Origin of the sequence: Cohnella suwonensis (assembly GCF_042655365.1) — a bacterium.
Classification (GTDB): Bacteria; Bacillota; Bacilli; order Paenibacillales; family Paenibacillaceae; genus Cohnella; species Cohnella suwonensis.
This window is the reverse complement of the sequence record NZ_JBHSMH010000101.1, coordinates 153,464-169,369: the sequence shown is the minus strand read 5'-3', so window position 1 is coordinate 169,369 and position 15,906 is coordinate 153,464. Positions and strand designations below refer to the sequence as shown.

Genomic DNA, 15,906 nt, shown 5'->3' with positions numbered 1-15,906 from the left:
CCGGCTTTTGTCATGAAACACTTGTTACATCTTATATCTGCTCAGTACATCCATCGCCGATCAGTACTGGCATCTTATTGCTCATTCAATACCCGTTCAATCCGACATCCCGATTCATCGAACTGAATTTCATACTTCCGGCCGTCCGCCGTCTCCCGAATTCTTTTCTCATTCCTAATATAGTAAATGGATGCTCCTGCTTGCTTAGCCTCTCGTATCGCTTGTTCGGCAGCTTTGTCCAGAATCTCTTGTAATTCTTCTCCTTTTGTGAGCATGAAAAACACTCCCCTGCTATCGCGCTTTAAATTCCTTTTATTCAGTATACGCATAAATACGAAATGACCGCCAACTACTTTTAAAATGGCTGAGTTCAGTGTGAATGTTGCTTAGAAACAACGTAGTTGGAATATTTAACAGTAAAATGTGCATGAAAAAAGATACATGGTAAGGCCTCTGCATGAATTATATGCAAAAGGTGCACTTCATTTGGCGGATTTCAACTGATGCAGGATAAATCCGGTGATTTTAATGTATGTATTACATCTATTTCACCAGATATCTGAGTTTTAGCCGAAATAACTGCATGTTTTACAGTTCATTTGTCTGTCATTAAGCCACAACAGAGTGGAACTCAGCCTTTAAAATCGATTTTTTCATTCTTCCGGATGCCATTTCACCCGCGCCCCCCTTATCGTTGAAATTGAAACCAACCGAAATCGAAGCGGCTTCCCGGAAGGAAGATGAAGGTCACTTTTTGTTCGCCCGCGACTTTTGCCAATTCGAATACGCGCTGTTCGTATCCATCGGATTTCGCGAATTCGATGAGTTGATTGCTTTCGCCATCCGGATTAGCGAACCGAACATGAATCGTATTGTTATCGATCGTCGACCTGCCGTACACGACAAGCTTCGTCGCTCCATCGCCCGTAAAGTCCATTCGTTCAAACTCTAGAGACACATTATTTCCTATGCCTTCAATGCAATTTTCCGTTATGGCGAACGTATCCCCGTAGATGCGATCGCATTCCGCCGCGTGATTGTGCTCGAAGGCTCTATTCTTCTGCTCGAATGAAAAACCCTTGATGTGCACCTTCTGCCGGAGAACGAAACAAATTGAGGTAAGGCCGCGGAGTCTCTTGGACAAGCGATACGTTTCTTCCTGATACACGTTCCACCTGGACGGCTTCTGATAGATGACATCGGCCAGCAGGGCGCTGCCCTCTTCATCCGGCATCCCTTCCCAGATTTGCAGGGCATACTCTTCGCTGGATAAGGCGAATATAGGAATCGTGAGGGTGTCCGAGCCGTAAGAACCAAAGTCGATATCGCGAAACCCGACTTGGGTTTCTCCGTCTCTGCTCGTCGCTACCCCTCTTTCGTTGCCATTGCTTAGTTCGCCTTTGCAATAATCATAGAGGCCTGCGGATATGAATCCGTACGGATCCTTGTAGGCCGTGCCGAGACCGACCGCCTCATATTCGAGCTGGGAGATGAGCTTCGTCTTGTCGCTGCCGTTCTTGCTCATGCAACGTAGCCGGAATTGCCCATCCCCTAGCGCGGTAATCTTCGCTTCAAGACCGGACGCTTCCACGCTGGCGATGTTCGATGCGATTCCTGCGTCATTGACGACGCTCCACTCGACTTCTTGGTAGGAAGCATTCTCGGGGTATAGCCTCGCGCGCACGACCATCTCTTGTCTCGATTCATCGAACGCCTGTCTGGAATCGCTTACGATCTCGATCTTCCGAACGGGGATTTCCTCTTGCCCGCCCATGACGCATGGCAGATCTTGATTCGTCGCGAATGCGGAGATCCCCTCGAAGGCCGCCGCTTCGCCTTGTACCGGGAGTGACTCGAATTCCGCGATTCGTCTCTCCATGCCGACGGAGGATACTTCGATCTTCATCTTTCCAGGTTCCAATGTGGCTCCGATGATGGCCATCAGCTTGCCGCTGAACAACCTCCTGCTTAACCCTTTGTACGGATCGAAGTCGGTGCTGTCTCCATTATCCAGACCCAGCAATCGACCGGCTCCCGTAACCTCGACCCGTACGCGATTATTCGCATTATCTACAGGATTTCCATTGGCATCCTCCATCGTGATCTCGACGAAGATCAAGTCCGTACCATTGGCCAACAGTGTATCCTTATCCGCGTGCAAACGGATCTTCTTCGCGTCTCCGAACGACCTTCTGGCATCCGTCGCAATAACGGCTCCCGTCTCATCGTAGGCGATCGCTTTGATTTCGCCTTCTTCATAAGGGACCTTCCACCAGCCGACGAGCTGCGTTCCCCGCTCATGGTCAATCTCATAGGTTCCGATCGTGTTGCCATTGAATTGCAATTCGATGGTAGGCGCGTTCGAGCACACCCGCACATCGATGATCTGGCCCTTGTTGAAATCCCAATAAGGGAAAATATGCACCATCGGGTGGGTCTTGTAATCCGTCCATGCCGCTTGATAGATATAATACGAATCTTTCTTGAACGTAGCCGTATCGATCTGTCCGAAATAAGAGTTCTTCGTATGATAAGGCGTCGGCTCGCCGATATAGTCGAATCCGGTCCATAGGAATTGGCCGAGGGAGAACGGGGTATCTCTCTCCGCGATGATGCAGGCTTCCGCCGACTTGGCCCCCCAGCTAGTCGAACTGTTCCCGAGAGCCGAGCATTGCTCGTCGTCGTCGGTCAGAATGGATCTCTCGAACGGAAAATGATAGACGCCTCTGCTTTGCACGATCGAGGCCGTCTCGCTACCGTAGATGATCCAATCCGGATGCATCTCATGATGGTCGCGATAATATTTCTCGGCATAGTTATAGCCTGCAACCTTCACGATATCCGCGCATTTCTGAGCGTTCTCCCACGGCATATAATTCGATCCGATCGTAATCGTTGCATTTTCTTTCGGATCGTATTTCCGCACTTCATTCATGAGCATTCTCGTTACTTCTTGCCCTCTCTCGTCCGCATGCGTATCGTAGATCTCGTTCCCGATGCTCCACATCAGCAAACTCGGATGATTCCGATCGCGCATCACCCAGCTTCTCACGTCGGCAGAAGCCCATTCCTTAAAGAATCTTGCGTAGTCGTACGGCGTTTTCGATCGTTCCCACATGTCGAAAGCTTCCGAGACGACCAGCATGCCCATCTCGTCGGCCAAGTCCATCAGCTCTTCCGCAGGCATATTGTGAGCGGTCCGAATCGCGTTAACGCCCATCTCTTGGAGGATCACAAACCTTCTTTTCAGCGCTTCCTTGTTAAACGCGGCTCCCAAGGCGCCTAAATCATGATGCTCGCAAACCCCGTTTAATTTCATGGCTACTCCGTTTAACCGAAAGCCTTGCATAGGGTCGAGCAGGATCGTTCGAAAACCCGTATGCTGGGTGATCGTTTCAACGATATCCCGATTTCCGTCCACCTCCCGATCCGCCGCGGCCAGTCGCAGCTCAGTCGTCAACCGGTATAAATGAGGCTCCTCCGTGCTCCATAACTTAGGATTGTGGACCGTTAGCCTTTGTCTGCGACGAGTCACGGGATTGTCGCCCGCGGCAATCCCAATCCGATCCGAGACGGCCGCGACGATGTGATCCTTATACAGCAATGTTTGAGTGATGTGCACGTCTTCATGGACGTTCATCTCCGTATCGACTTCGACCTGCCATCCCTCGTCTTCCTGTCTCGCGGTTATATAAATGCCGTTCGTCGCGATATGATTGCGATCCCTAGTCTTCAACCATACGTTGCGATAGATCCCGGCACCCGAGTACCATCGGCTATTCGGGCTTTGGTGGACGACCTTCACGAGGATTTCATTGTCCCCTTCCGCGAGGACCTCCGTGATCTCGTGTTCGAAGGAGGAATAACCGTATTTCCACTCGCCTGCAAGCTGACGATTCACATATAGGGAAGAGTCCATATATACCCCATCGAAGCACAAGAGAATCTGCTTGGCCTCTTTCGTATAGGTGAATCGCTTACGGTACCAGCCGATACTGTCTTCATACAGATTTAGCGTCTGATAGATGAGCCAATCATGGGGGATATCGACCGGTTGAAAGGACAATCCGGCGCTATCCGTCATTTCGAGGCCGCTTTTGGCAAATTCCCATCCATCGTTAAATAGCGTTTTTTGGTTCATGGTAGATACGCTCGCTTTCTTCGGTAAAATAGAATCAGGATCCGCGGCAACTCGTCGATGCGATCGACCGTGCCGCAGATCCCTTTAATAGATCGTCCGGTTATGCGCGTCGGAAATACCGGACTTGCGATAAAAGTACGTATTGATGACATCCCGCCATTCCGCCGCGTGCTTCGATTGTTGCTGCAGACGGCTTAGTACGCTCGCATAGCGGTCGCCATCTACTTTTCCTTCCAAGCCGCGCCACGCCTCCGCAAGCCCTTCGGCCTGCTCGAACCCTTCGAAATGCGAGTCGTAGATGTGCTGAATGACGGTCTTGCCGGACTTCAGCACGTGCGTATAAGGGACATGGTGGAAGAACAGCAACAGCTCGTCCGGACAGCTCTCGACCGATTCGTAGCGCGCGGCGGGAACATCGTGGTACTGCCCGGCATAGCCGGTTCCCGTGCTTACCGTGCGGTTTACTCCGATACCTTGATTATCGGCGAAATGGTAAGTCCCCCACTTGGAGTATTCATATCCGTCGACATTAGGGCCGTAATGATGGCTCGGGTTGACCATCCAGCCGATTCCGAGCGGCGACGTGTAGTTCTCATAGATGTGCCAGGAATCCAGCAGCATGCGGCTGATCGTCTCGACGACTGCAGGGTCGTTCCCGAACGTGATCCGCACCCATTCATCCGTAATTTGCTCTGACGTTAGTGTCGGACTCCAGGCTAGACGGCCGAAACCATAATAATTCGCTTGGGCCAGAATATGTCCGGTCCAACTCGGTTCGTCGCCGATGTTGGCTATGCCGGCGAAACCGCCGAGCGGGCGGTCCGTCAACGCTCCGGTTGCCACTCCCGCCACCGTCGAGCCTTCGCCTAATGCATAAGTGTCGAAGTCGATGGCTTCCTTCCACTGCGGAACGAGGTAACACAGATGCCTCTGCTGCCCTGTATACTCCTGGGTAATCTGCAGCTCGAGCACTTGATTGGTTAGCGGCATGCCGCCGAATAACGGGGATACCGGCTCCCTTACCTGGAAATCCACCGGACCGTTCTTGATTTGCAAAATAACGTTCTCGCGGAACTTCCCGTCAAGCGGACGGAAATGGTCGTACGCCGCCCTGGCCCTGTCGGTCGATCGGTCGCGCCAATCCTGCAGGCAGTCATATACGAAGCAGCGCCATATCACGACTCCGTCGTAGGGCTGAAGCGCCTCGGCGAGCATATTCGCTCCGTCCGCATGGTCGCGCCCGTACGTAAAAGGCCCCGGCCGGAATTCCGAGTCGGCTTTCACAAGGAAGCCGCCGAAATCCGGAATATGCCGATACACGTCGGTTGCCCGTTCTGCCCACCATTCTCTAACCTGAGGGTCAAGCGGATCGGCTGTCGTCAGCCCCCCTAGCTCAATCGGACTAGCGAAGTTGATGCTCAGGAAAAGCCGGACGCCATATTCCCTGAATACGTCCGCCACCTTCGCCACGGAAGGCAGTAGCTCGGGAGCAATCAGCCTCGTTGCCGTCTCGTTGACATTCACGTTGTTAATGGAAATCGCGTTCAATCCGACGGCTGCCATCATCCGAGCGTAATCCCGAATGCGATTCCAATTCCCAAGGAAAGCTCCATGGTGGAAAAACACCGATCTGCCCGCGTATCCCCGTTCGATGCTGCCGTCCATGTTGTCCCAGTGGTCGATCATTCTCAGCTTGCCCGCCGGATTCTCTACGACGCGAAGATCGCGAATGCGTTGTCCGGTTTGAAGCAGACGGAGAAAATGAAACGCTCCGTACAGCGCGCCCTTGTCCGTCTTGCCGGCAATGGCAATGAAACGGCGCTCCGGTTGTTCGACGGTTCGCAGCACATACCCCTCATCGCCCACGGCTTCCATGTCGGCCTCGTCCATCAACCCTTTAAGTTCGGCGCTATCCAGCGTGCCGACGAGGAGAAAGCGCTCGCTATCCGAGCTCCGGCTCTCTTGCGGCCTGCGGCCAAGCATTGAACCGATTCCGTCCCTAAGCTCCTCGCATGCCGTTGCCAATAGCGGAGCATGCCCGGAAAAAGCAGCGACGACCGTGCCGCACCAAGGCGCGTATTCCTCCGCTTGATCCGGATTTAGCGGGGCATAGCGCAGCCAAGCCTTGTAAGCGTCTCTTGGAACCTCCCCGTTGCGGAAGGTCGTTTCATTCTTGGTCTTGTTGTCATTTTCCATATCGTAATCCTCCATATAAGCTTGCAACAATTAAGCAATAAACGGACGAAATAATCCGCTAGTCGCTTTAGGCAATGATTTCAATTAACATTAAAGCTTGTTGATACAGCTACATTCGTATGTGGATATTATAGAATTAAGCGTTTACAATATTCTATAGACCAACTAGAGAATAGTTGTAATAATTAAACCTATTTTGAATCTCTGAGCAATAAAGGCGGTGTTCGACTTGGATTTGGAGCAGATGCAATACCTTGTCCCCGACATTTATTACTACGTCGACAGGCGGTGTTTTCCCGATTGGGAAATCATTAAGCAAACGATCGATTTTCACGACCTTACGTTCGTCGTCGAAGGAAAGTCGAATTATTACGTCAATGGCGTCCAATACGCGGTGGAAGCCGGAGACGTGATCTATATCCCTAAGGGCAACGTCCGCGAAGCGCATACGTTCAAGGAAAGTCCGATGCATTCCTATGCTTTCAATTTCGACTGGCTGCCGCACGGAGGTCCGGACGCGCTTCCGCTCCGGATCGTGACCAAAAACGTCATCTCGAATGAAATATTCGGACGTATCCATCAGTTCACGCAAGTATGGATGGGCAAGGAACCCGGATACGTCATGCAATCAAGGGCGTTGTTCATGCTGATCATCCATCGGCTTCTGATGATCTCCTATCGAAACGGCGTCCATCATCAAGCCGATCAAAGGGTGAACAAAGTGCTGGAATACGTAACCCGGCACTATCCGGAGGAGCTTGATTTAACCGGGATGGCCGACATCGTTAACCTTCATCCGGTCTACCTCGGGAAATTGTTCAAGAAGAACACGGGCTATTCGTTCAAGGAATATTTGAACCTGATTCGTATCAATCATGCGGAAATGCTGCTGTCTACCGGCGGATTTTCCGTCACGCAGGTCGCCGATCGGTGCGGCTTCCGCGATATTTCGTATTTCAGCAACGTATTCAAATCGATCAAAGGATACTCCCCTTCGACCGTGATCAAATAAAATTGTATGTAGGCAAACGCCCAAGGGAACTTCATCAGATCGCATAAGAAAAAGGAACTCGCTCGGAGCTCCTAATGGATGTGGGTATAGGTCTATTCTCATTCGTCATGATTTAGGAATTCGATCAATGAAGCGTTCAAGCGCCCCGTCGAAAGGGAACTCCTTGTTATGGATGCGAGTTTGCAAGTTTGCTAATTCAAGCTTAGCCCTCTGGATGAGCGGATCCGGGTAAGAGAACTTAACAGAATTGCTTTCGAATTCATCTTCATCGACGACCATCCATTCTCCGTTTCTTTGGATGAGGTCAAGGTCCAGATCGACGAATGTAACGGTGTTCCCCTCGATTGTGGCGGGCTCGTTGATGTTGCAGTAGTACTGTTGAATTTTCCCGTCCCTCACATCCGCGCTTACGGTAAACCAGGAATCGAACGAGAAGAACTCCAGGGTCCAGTTATCCATCGTAAAAATCTTTTGTTTGGTATGATGCCGCAGCTTTCTGCCGTATTCGCCTAGCACGAAAATATGCGATGCCGATCGTTCCAGCAAAATGGTGTCCCATTCGTAGTGCAGGCGATTTCCGTACTTGAGCGCTTGAATGTGTATGTTGGTGCTCATCGAACCATCCCTTTAAGGCTTCTAACCATTAACCTTGGTTAACATCTGCATAAACTTCCACCGGATCAGCGGACTCCAACAATCGATACAGCACTGTACGATGAAGCCACTAGGTTCACTTGCCAGATGAGGATGAGTAGTAAGAATGCATTCATACTTCGTGCCCACCACTTCGAACAGGCCAAAAAACTTTTATTCTCCAACTGAAAGCAGCCGATACGCGATACGATTCTAAAAGAATTATGCTTCAGGGCAACTATCGCCGGCCAAGTCATCGTTTTTTTACGACTCTTCAAGTGACCTTATCAGCTTGCGAAACCAATGTAATTCTCGTTTGTAAACACCCTTTATTTTTAATAACGCAGTATAGTTGGAGATATAACTATAACTATTTTCATGTTGTAAACTAAAATCTCTTACTATTAATCGCATAGACTGCTCAAACAGCTTCTTGCTTAAATCAATTTGTCCTTTAATTAAGTACGCTAGGCTGATAGCACATATGTTACTGCTATACTCCAATCTATTGGTTTGTCCCAGCGCCTCAATCATTGACTTGCATTGATTACTCACCTCAATTGCTTGATCAGGCTCGCGTTTATCAACATACAGCATCGCTAAGCAAGTGAGATCCTTGACAATTTCCATATGAGGTTCCACCAGCAACTGACGATCTAATGCCAATGCCATCTCCATATGTTCCTGAGCGAGGTTGAATTGGTTTAAATGCTGATAAAGCCTTCCTAGATTAAGATAACATGCTGCCGCGTCAAGGCTCTGATCCAACTTTAAGAAGCGGTAGATATCCAATACTTTCTTATAGCTTCTTTCCGCCTCTACATAATCACCTTCATTGCTATGGATCAAAGCAATATTGTTATATATGACCGCAGTAAAAAAGCTATATTCATTGTATAGATCCTTACGCAAGCGTAGAGCTTTTTTGAAATATCTCAAAGCTTTGTCATACTCGGTCAAATAGTAATATGATAGCCCAAGATTATTATATTGCCTGGTCAATAGCGACTTATCCTGCAAGGATTGACTGATTTCAATGGCTCTTAGGAAATAACCGATCGATTTCTCGAATTCACCTTTGTCCACATAGAGCTGCCCAATATTCCCCAAGGCCGTAGCGATCAACTCTTCGGAATTTCCATTCTTATAACCCACTTCAATAACTTTTTTATAGTGACTTTCGGCCTCTTCATGAAGGCCCATCTCATGGCTTATATAACCCAACGTATTTAATAGAGTGAGGTATTGTTCATCCGCTTCGGACACGTATAGCTGATATGTTTTCAAGGCTTGGTCGATATATCTCTTTGCCTTATCTAATTGGCTGAGCATTCTTTCAACGCTTGCCAACGAATTTAAGAAGTTAGCTTTGTTAGCCGGATGGATTTCATCATTTGCCAGCGCCTGTTCAATATGTTCTTGAGCTTTAACCGGATTGCCTATTCGATAGTAGAGAATGCCTATTGTGTGTAGCCAAATAGCAGTCTTAGGATTTCGATCCCCGTAAAAACGAAAAACCAACTCAAGTAGACCTGAACTCTGATCCTCACATAACTTATACTGGTCTGTTGCCATGTAGTATGTAAATATCCGTTCTTTCAAGTGTAAAAATGATTCCATATCAACTTCCAAATTTTCGGCGTATTGAACGACGGACGAAAGGTGCGGAACATATTGCGGATCAAATGATATCCCGTTGAGGGAATAAGTTAGTTTTTCCAGTTCTCTCACAGCGAATCTCACATAATATACCCGCTCTTCATGAGTCAGTTCATCGCGTACGACCGCTTGTACCAACCGATGGATAGAGAAATGATTTTCCTTAGCTTGAATTAACGAGAATCGAAGAAACTCCGCAACGATATCATCCAAATCCATCAGAGTTAGTATCTTATCCGTCCAGCCTTCAACGACTTTTCCATCATAGATGAACATCGATTTGGGAATAGAATCGCCTGCCAAAAAGGAACAAAACCTGATAAATTCCCGACTTGCTGGAATCTTTTGCTGCACCGCTTCAAAGGAGATATTCCACGTAGCGGAAACCGTCAACTGATCATTAAATGGTCTCCCCCTCGCAATCATTTCCTTAGTGTAACTCTGAAATCGTTCTAAGTAATCCTTCATGGAAATCCGAGTCTGGCGAATATAAGCGCTGGCTTGCTCCAAAGCAAGCGGAAGATTCCCGAGTTCTTCGGCGATACGTGCAGCCGTTGCTTCATCATCTAAGCCTGTCCTTTTCAGGAGAAAACCAACTGAATGTGGACGCTTCCATACATCCAAGGTAATTGTTTGCTCCCAATTCGGATTTCTGGAGGTGATAAGTACATTCCCCTGATGCTGTGTTGGAATGTAAGGATATAGCTCCGCCTCGTTGTCTGCATTATCGAAAATAAGAAGCCAGTTCGAGTGCTTTTGAAGCCAACCGTGTAGTAACCTCACTATGGAATTAGTCTCATCCTTCGTATCAGTCACCGGTAAATAGAGTTTACGACAAATCATCTCCATGTCACTTAATATTGTTGAATGGTCTTCGGCACGAATCCACCAAACGAGCTGATATTCATCCATATACTTGTAAGCGTATTCTACAGCGAGCTGCGTTTTACCAATGCCTCCAAGTCCACTAATCGTCTGCACCAAAGATACGAACTTCCCAGAGGTTAGCTTGGCACGAAGCTCTTCCATCTCCTGATCACGGCCCGTGAAATTGGGGTGTTGCCGAAAAGGTACGTGAAATAACCTGGAATAAATCGGATTTGTAGGCAGAACGGGAACTTCAATTGGAGAAGGCTCGGTTAAAAAAAAACTGTGCGACTTCCGTCGCTCCCATTCTTCCGCACGTGGGTCGTATTCATAGGGAATCTGCGTAAATGAACGTTCTTGTACGTTAATTCGAACTATAGCAAAGCTATTCCGATAACCACTGCCCGCATAAGAAGCTCCTCCACATATTACAAAAGCTTTATCGTTGATGTGATCCGGCCGTTCTGGAGAAGCGTGAACATGGCCAGATAGAATTAGATGGCTACGTTCCGCCAGATAAGGATAGGAACCAGGTCGATCCGGATAAGTACGTTGATCTGCATCGTGAAACCATTCTTTCGGATGATGCACGACGGCCAAAGTGAGTAGAGATTGGTCGTAATCCTCTTTATTAGCAAGTAGGGCCTGTGCCTGCAGAAATTGCATCTGAGGTAAACCTAGCCATAACTTACTTCTGTCCTCTCTCCCTCGGCAAAACCAAGCGGAATTTAAGACAATGATTCGCAAGCCACATATTTCCCTAACACCGGTTAAATATGAGTGGCCCATACCGGTTGAAAGTGGGGTGACGGGAAAGTCAGCACAAAACGTATTGAACGAGTCAAACGGTCTTGTGAAATTCGTTAGATTTTCATAGCTAAGCCAGAGATCGGCGTCTTCGGAGGACTGGGGGGGATTCATTCCGAGCGTTTTTCCTCGTTCAAGATCATGATTGCCCGCACACACGACAAGTCGGGAGTCATCCAGACCGAGTAATGCAAGTATACTTTTAAGCCACTTGGCAGCCTTTTCGAACCCAGATGGTTTACCTTGCCAAGTAATATCTCCTGATACAACAACCAGATTCGGGCGTTCACGCACTGGTAATTCCTGTAGCAAACGACTAATGCCAGATAGAGCATTATAACGTTTCGCCAAGAAAGTTGGTTCTTTAGGGGATTCCATATCAAAATGAAGGTCAGATAGATGTAATACGTTGACAAATTCCATAGCTCTTCTCCCTGGAGATACTGACATAATTAAAATGAAAAAGCACTTCACCCACTTGCATTCAACAATATTCAACAAGCTTTACATTTTTTCCTGCAATGACGAATATCGTTCGACTCAGCAAAATAGTGTCACATTCGTAGTGCAGGCGATTCCCGTCGTGAGTCCTTCCGGAACATGCGGATTCCCGTTTGGCCAGCAAGCATTGGCGTTGAATGGCGCGAACAAGAAGGTCCGTGGAGCGGGGTGTGGCGAAGGCGGAGCAACAGCAATATTTTCGATACGAGATGGACGATGCCCGGGGCGCAGGCGATTACGGCCGTGTTGACGATCAACGTCTTCGGCAACAACGTCCAGGTTCAGCGCAGAAACAGCAGCGACGGCAATGACTGCAACTACACCGGCACCATCGCCGCAGACGGCAGAACGGTTACGGGCACTTATACGTGTACGCGAGGCGGCGGGTCTTGGCAAGCTACGATTACTTTTTGAAAAGAAATCGCGATACACCCGGCATTAAGAGTCGGATGTGTCGCGATTTCGCTTTTATTTTATTGCTGTATTTCTCCGTACTTTATAGCAATTGTATAAGTTGTTTGTTGATCTGTAATTTTTATCCCTACACCTTTAGTCAACATTTCGCGTGTCAGTTTACGATGTGTTTTGTATTTACGTTGAAAAACCGTTTCGTTGAAAGAGATCAAGTGAAATGGCGAGTTATTATTTCTATCATCTGTGTTCAACTCGTCGGATTCTATGCCTACAGCTTCTTTTATTTTTTCATTAAGGAAAATAAACGATGCCCGAAATGAAACATCATGCTTTGTGGAGTTTGATACCACCGCATATACTTCTAGTTCACTCTCTTTTTGGTTCCATCTTACGACACTTTGTTGATCTACGGTTATTTGGTTTTTTTCAGCGCAAGATGTGCAGCAACAAATGAATACAATAAAAACGATAAGTACACGTATATGCATACTTCATCTCCTATCAGACCGAGTCAGCCATCTCACTGCGAATTCAAGAATGGTAAGATCTCTTAAAAGCATAAATTTCGCAGAGAAATCCTTACAACGGCCAACCGAATCCTTCATTTGAAAAATGGCATCATCGAGGTTCATCCATTTCATCTGCATGCCAAGTTGAATTTCTTTTTCGGTTAACGCTACAGCTCCTTGGCTGCTTATTACCTTTGCGATATAGCAATAGGATCGTTGCATAAACTGATTTCTAAATTTATGTTCATCGATATATCCTAATTCATGGAGGATTGCGGCGCCGAATCCCGTTTCTTCCCTGACCTCGCGTAAAAATGCCGCTTTTTTGTCCTCTCCCTCTTCCACTCCGCCACCAGGCAGCTTATAAAGATTGAGGTTTGACATCTCCATCATGGCAACTTGTAATTCGTCATTCATCAGGACCCCTCTGGAAGCAAACCGAGATACCCTATTCATGAGTAAAGGTTCTCCGCCAAAAAAATCACTGTCTGTTATACTCTTAATCAGTCGCAAGCCTTTCACCATCTTCTATGTTGGATCGTATTCAATGTTGTTCCTCCTGAATGCTAGAGGCTACGATTCAAAGCACCCGTTTGGCGTATGGAATCATTCGGATCATACTTGCGACAACAAAACAAATGACAACGGATAGAGCCGAGACAAGAATCCATTTCAAGATTGCCGGCAAATCTATCCCGTGAAAAGCCAATGTCCAACCGACGATAATCGGAGGGTGTATCAAATAGACCGTATAGGCATTTTCCGATAACCATTTAGAAAAAACGCTTAGGGTATTGAATCGTTTTTGGAACCAAGAAAGCAGGGATAAAATAATTCCTATACAGACGAATGGCTCCCACATTGCGTAGAGGAATGCCTGAATGTTTACACCGCCGGCAAAATGGACTTCTCCATCTAAAGCCCCGGTTAGTATGAGTCCAACAGGCAGCATAGGAATCATACAAATGGCGATCCATTTCCACATTCGTGTCAATTTCTCGGGTATGTATGCCAACCATCCTTGTCTTTGCGCGATGATGCCCGCAATGAACAACAGAATGTAGGAAGGAAAGTAACCCAATTGCAATTCCAAAGGCCCCTCGCCAGTAGGATAAACCAAACGTACTAAAAAAGCGGTGAATCCAACAACGATCGCCACTACGAACAATGTCTTAACGCTAGGAAATAATATGGATTTCTTTTGTTCAGGTCTACCTTTTACAACGAATCGAAAAAGCATATATAGCAATGCGAAGTAAATGGAGGCTTCCAAAAACCAAGTAGGGCCAAAAAATGTCCAACGAAAACTCCAAACATTATCATTGTAAAACTGAGCCATGGTTTGCTGATCTCGAAATTTGGCAAACCATACCGTCATCGGGCTAATCACAAAGTAATAAACGAGAAGAGGAATACCTAAGCGTATAAGTCTGTCCCTAAGAAACCGGATTGCTCCTTTTCTCTCATACGATATCGGAATGAAATACGCAGATATAAAGAAGAAAAATCCCATAAAAAAAGATTGGCACACGGCCGTGAAGATCGTTAGAAGAACCATGGTTACATTAACCTGACTTTTATCCACGTCTTCTAGAATCCAAGATCCAGCCGCTCCATAAGCAATGGATGTATGAACAAAAACAAGCAGTATGGTTAAGAACACTCGTAGGCTGTCTAAGTATGCGAGCCGCTGATTCATTCTAATTAACCCCCTTAATAATTTCATATTATACTACGAGATCATTATCAAGCCCGTCGAAATTCGTGAAATTAAAAATAATCCCCGCCTAGCCATATCGGCGAAGCGGGGATTATTCAAGAATAATTTCAGTTGGGGCAACCCGTCTTTTCCCTCACACAAACGGAAGATCCGAAGCCGGCAGCCAGAAACGGCACATCGGCGGCGTCCCTCTCAGCTCGTCGATCATGTTCAACACGAGCAGATTCCAGTTAAGGAACCCTCCGTTCATGACGGGCTCGCCGGTCTGCGGCACATAGTATTCGTGCAGCGTGCTCGTGCGCTCCAGATCCCTGCCGAGCAGCAGCACCGTCTTCTCGCACAATTCTCTCGCCTGATCGGCAAACCCGTAACGCATCAGGCCCCGGAAAACGACGTAGTTGCTGACGATCCACACCGGTCCCAGCCAGTTCGACGGATTGTTCGTCGCCCGGCAGTCGAACATTTTCTCGTCCTGCGCCAGCGTGGCGATTCCGCTCGGACTGTTGAACGTGTTGGCGTCCGCGGCATGATCGCCGGCAAGGTAAGCAGCTTGCCAACGTTGCGCGACGCCGGACCAAAGCGGGATAAATCCGGTCCAGGCGCGAATCTTGATGGGCAGCGTCTTCCAGAAGACGCCGAGCCCCTGATGGAACCAGTCGTAATGCCGGGTGCGGACGTCGACGTCCGCCGAATAAAAAAACTTGTCCCGAGGGTCCCAGCATTCCGCGTCCAAAGCCTTCGTCAGCTCGATCGCCTTGGCCCGGTATACGGCGGCCCGGTCCGCCCGGCCAAGCGCCTCCGCGATGACCGCCATCGCCTTCAGCTCCGACACCATGAAGGCGTTCAAATAGACGTTCGCGGTCGAGAACCGCGGGCGTCCGAATGTGGCGGGATCGTTGTCCATCCCGATCATGATGTCGTCCGCCCATACGTACAGCCCGCAATTTTCATTCTTGTAGTTGGTATCGTAACAGTCGAAATAGAGTTCCAATTTGTCGTAGTCGTCCTCGATCCAGCCGTAATCGCCCGTATAACCGCCGATAAGCGCGATTTGCTGGCACAGGAACGGCTTATGCATGTTCGTGACGAAGCCTTCCTTGCGCTTGGCGATCAGATAGGGTTCAGACAGGTCGGGCATAAAGTCGAGCTTCGCGATCATCATCGGAATGTAGCCGTCCTCCATCTGATGATCGAGGAAGTTGCGGACGTTGCCGATGGCATGGCGAACGTACTTGTCCCTGCGCGCCCGATCCGGCTCCGTCTCGGCCAGATGGAACAGGGCGTACACGGCCCAGAACGAATCCCAGTCCCATAAATTCCCGTCATAGATCGATCCCGGATCGACGAAGGGGTGCTTCAAATCATGGACGGGCTCCTTCAAGATCGTGTCTACCTGCGACACGATAAACGTCCTTAGCTTCTTTTCGTAAATTTCAATCGTCATGCG

Annotated in this window: 11 protein-coding genes; 2 read left to right on the top strand and 9 right to left on the bottom strand. The window is 48.3% G+C overall.

Annotated features, from left to right (window positions below; translation table 11 throughout):
• Positions 1-74: 74 nt before the first annotated feature.
• The 3 genes from ACFPPD_RS23065 to ACFPPD_RS23055 form a co-directional block, all read right to left on the bottom strand.
• On the bottom strand, positions 75-275 hold the full coding sequence (locus ACFPPD_RS23065; protein ID WP_209745895.1) for a hypothetical protein: 201 nt from the start codon (positions 273-275) through the stop codon (positions 75-77).
• 413 nt (positions 276-688) lie between these two features.
• Positions 689-4,141 (bottom strand): glycoside hydrolase family 2 TIM barrel-domain containing protein, encoded by a 3,453-nt coding sequence (locus ACFPPD_RS23060; protein ID WP_209745893.1) that lies wholly within the window; start codon positions 4,139-4,141, stop codon positions 689-691.
• An 84-nt stretch (positions 4,142-4,225) separates the two neighbouring features.
• Positions 4,226-6,337 carry an alpha-glucuronidase family glycosyl hydrolase gene (locus tag ACFPPD_RS23055; RefSeq protein ID WP_209745891.1) on the bottom strand — a complete coding sequence of 704 codons (2,112 nt, stop codon included), beginning with the start codon at positions 6,335-6,337 and terminating at the stop codon, positions 4,226-4,228.
• Positions 6,338-6,566: 229 nt separating this feature from the next.
• Between ACFPPD_RS23055 and ACFPPD_RS23050 the strand changes: the two genes are divergently transcribed.
• Positions 6,567-7,349 carry an AraC family transcriptional regulator gene (locus tag ACFPPD_RS23050; RefSeq protein WP_378083504.1) on the top strand — a complete coding sequence of 261 codons (783 nt, stop codon included), beginning with the start codon at positions 6,567-6,569 and terminating at the stop codon, positions 7,347-7,349.
• A 105-nt stretch (positions 7,350-7,454) separates the two neighbouring features.
• Here the strand turns inward: ACFPPD_RS23050 and ACFPPD_RS23045 are convergent, their stop codons facing one another.
• Both ACFPPD_RS23045 and fxsT read right to left on the bottom strand, forming a co-directional pair.
• A complete protein-coding gene (locus tag ACFPPD_RS23045) occupies positions 7,455-7,964 on the bottom strand; it encodes a DUF402 domain-containing protein (RefSeq protein ID WP_209745889.1) in 510 nt (169 codons plus the stop codon).
• A gap of 282 nt (positions 7,965-8,246) precedes the next feature.
• Positions 8,247-11,738 (bottom strand): FxSxx-COOH system tetratricopeptide repeat protein, encoded by a 3,492-nt coding sequence (gene fxsT / locus ACFPPD_RS23040; RefSeq protein ID WP_209745887.1) that lies wholly within the window; start codon positions 11,736-11,738, stop codon positions 8,247-8,249.
• Positions 11,739-11,984: 246 nt separating this feature from the next.
• On the opposite strand from fxsT, the gene ACFPPD_RS23035 reads away from it, so the two are divergent.
• Positions 11,985-12,230, top strand: coding sequence for a hypothetical protein (locus ACFPPD_RS23035; RefSeq protein WP_209745885.1), 246 nt, complete (start codon positions 11,985-11,987; stop codon positions 12,228-12,230).
• Between the two features lie 59 nt (positions 12,231-12,289).
• On the opposite strand, the gene ACFPPD_RS23030 is transcribed toward ACFPPD_RS23035, so the two are convergent.
• From ACFPPD_RS23030 to ACFPPD_RS23015, 4 genes are all read right to left on the bottom strand, one after another.
• Complete coding sequence (locus ACFPPD_RS23030; RefSeq protein ID WP_209745883.1) at positions 12,290-12,718, bottom strand: hypothetical protein; 429 nt, start codon at positions 12,716-12,718, stop codon at positions 12,290-12,292.
• Between the two features lie 3 nt (positions 12,719-12,721).
• Complete coding sequence (locus tag ACFPPD_RS23025) at positions 12,722-13,156, bottom strand: NUDIX hydrolase (protein ID WP_378083499.1); 435 nt, start codon at positions 13,154-13,156, stop codon at positions 12,722-12,724.
• Positions 13,157-13,319: 163 nt separating this feature from the next.
• Entirely contained in the window at positions 13,320-14,438 is a 1,119-nt protein-coding gene (locus tag ACFPPD_RS23020; RefSeq protein ID WP_209745881.1) for an acyltransferase family protein, read from the bottom strand.
• Positions 14,439-14,592: 154 nt separating this feature from the next.
• On the bottom strand, positions 14,593-15,903 hold the full coding sequence (locus ACFPPD_RS23015) for an MGH1-like glycoside hydrolase domain-containing protein (RefSeq protein ID WP_378083537.1): 1,311 nt from the start codon (positions 15,901-15,903) through the stop codon (positions 14,593-14,595).
• Positions 15,904-15,906: the final 3 nt, after the last annotated feature.

Bases quoted from the DNA above. Each gene is read 5' to 3' on its own strand.
- ACFPPD_RS23065 (WP_209745895.1), bottom strand. From the start codon at position 275: ATGCTCACAAAAGGAGAAGAATTACAAGAGATTCTGGACAAAGCTGCC.
- ACFPPD_RS23060 (WP_209745893.1), bottom strand. From the start codon at position 4,141: ATGAACCAAAAAACGCTATTTAACGATGGATGGGAATTTGCCAAAAGC.
- ACFPPD_RS23055 (WP_209745891.1), bottom strand. From the start codon at position 6,337: ATGGAAAATGACAACAAGACCAAGAATGAAACGACCTTCCGCAACGGG.
- ACFPPD_RS23045 (WP_209745889.1), bottom strand. From the start codon at position 7,964: ATGAGCACCAACATACACATTCAAGCGCTCAAGTACGGAAATCGCCTG.
- fxsT (WP_209745887.1), bottom strand. From the start codon at position 11,738: ATGGAATTTGTCAACGTATTACATCTATCTGACCTTCATTTTGATATG.
- ACFPPD_RS23030 (WP_209745883.1), bottom strand. From the start codon at position 12,718: ATGCATATACGTGTACTTATCGTTTTTATTGTATTCATTTGTTGCTGC.
- ACFPPD_RS23025 (WP_378083499.1), bottom strand. From the start codon at position 13,156: ATGAATGACGAATTACAAGTTGCCATGATGGAGATGTCAAACCTCAAT.
- ACFPPD_RS23020 (WP_209745881.1), bottom strand. From the start codon at position 14,438: ATGAATCAGCGGCTCGCATACTTAGACAGCCTACGAGTGTTCTTAACC.
- ACFPPD_RS23015 (WP_378083537.1), bottom strand. From the start codon at position 15,903: ATGACGATTGAAATTTACGAAAAGAAGCTAAGGACGTTTATCGTGTCG.